At 75.9% G+C, this 1646-nt stretch carries 1 protein-coding gene and 1 pseudogene; both read left to right on the top strand.

The window, feature by feature from the left end:
- A pseudogene (locus tag IH13_RS39795) lies at positions 1–620 on the top strand (MarR family transcriptional regulator); the annotation flags it as partial.
- 462 nt (positions 621–1082) lie between these two features.
- The coding region (locus IH13_RS0124460) for a cellulase family glycosylhydrolase (protein ID WP_031087879.1) at positions 1083–1646 on the top strand (564 nt) is incomplete at its 3' end.

The raw sequence follows: 1646 nt of genomic DNA, 5'->3' as shown, positions 1-1646 counted from the left end.
CCCCTGCGGCCACCGGCGGAGCGGACCGCACGCCTCAGCCGCCCGCCACCCGGCCCGCCGCCCCCGCCGTACCCCCGCAGCGAGCCCCGGACGCGGTGCCCGCCGCCCGCCCCGCCCCGGAGCGGGCCCATCCCTCCCCCGCGTACCTCGCCCTGGCGCGCCTGGGCCGGGTCGATCCCCGGCTGGCGCTCTCCGCCGCCGACTGCGGGATCCTGGAGGCGTCGGCCGCCGAGTGGTTCGCCCGGGGCGTGGACGCCGACTACCTCACGCACGCCCTGACCTCCGGCCTCCCGTCACAGGTCGACTCCCCCGTCGGTTTCGTACGCCGAAGGCTCCTCGACAAGCTGCCGCCCGCCCTGCCCGACTCTCCCACCCCGGCGTCCACACCGGTCGCCGCGCGGCGCCGCCTGCTGGTGGAGTGCGCCGAATGCGGCCGCCCGGGGCCCCCGGAAGCCCTTCCGGACGGCCTGTGCCGCCCCTGCCGGACGGCCGGGCCGGACACCGGCGCCCGGTCCACGGACGCCGACGCGGCCGACCCCGCCTCACCCGAGCCCGCCACCGAGCGGGACGTCAGCGGATACGTCAGCGCGCTCCGCGCCGCGCACCGCCTCCCGTCGTAGGTCCACCGAGCCGGGGGCGGCGCGGTGACACCGGCCGGGCTGCGCGTGTTCCGCGCGGGCTCACCGCCGTCCGGCCCTCATCCCTCGGCGCGCTTGGGTCGGCACCCCCTCCCCTGCGCTCCTCGACCCAACGGCCCGCGCCTGCCCCGCCGTTACAGCCACCCGCAGGGGCCTGCGGACGGCAGCGGAGGCGGGACGGGCGCACCGGCGAGCTGAGGCCGACCGTGCCGTTCGGCGCCCGCCCCGCACGGGGCCGCCCTCCCAACCATCAGGACGCGACCCCACTCCGGCGCCACTCCGTCGCCGCTCCGTCGCCACTTCGTCGCCGCTCCGGTCCCTCGGCGGGCCGTGAAGCGACCGTGCGCGACACCTTGACGTGCCCCTGCCCGGAATGGCTTCATGGGAGCGCTCCCATAGCTCCGTCGATGCTCGGCTTCCCTCGCGCCCACCCCTGGAGTCGCAGTGAGAACAGCACCACGTACAGCGCGGACACGGCCCCTCACCCTCCTCCTGAGAGGGCTGGCCGCCTTTCTCGGGCTCGCCCTCGCCGGGGCCCTGAGCCCCGACACCGCCCAGGCGACCGACCGGGCCCCGCAGGCCCGAGCACAGGCCACAGGCCTCCACATCAGCGACGGCCGCCTGGTCGAGGGCAACGGCGACGACTTCGTCATGCGCGGCGTCAACCACGCCCACGCCTGGTACCCGGGCGAGACGCAGTCATGGGCCGACATCAAGGCGACCGGCGCGAACACGGTCCGTGTGGTCCTGTCCGACGGCTACCGGTGGAGCAGGAACACCCCTCAGGACGTCGCCTCGGTCGTCGGCCGGTGCAAGGCCAACCGGCTCATCTGCGTCCTGGAGGTCCACGACACCACCGGGTACGGGGAGGACGCCGCCGCCGGGACGCTCGACCACGCGGCCGACTACTGGATCGGCCTGAAGGACGTCCTCGACGGCGAGGAGGACTACGTCGTCATCAACATCGGCAACGAGCCGTGGGGCAACACCGATCCGGCGGGCTGGACC

Source organism: Streptomyces sp. NRRL WC-3549, from assembly GCF_000721935.1.
GTDB lineage: Bacteria > Actinomycetota > Actinomycetes > Streptomycetales > Streptomycetaceae > Streptomyces.
The sequence above is the reverse complement of the archived record's forward strand: the minus strand, read 5'-3'. Positions and strand labels throughout refer to the sequence as shown.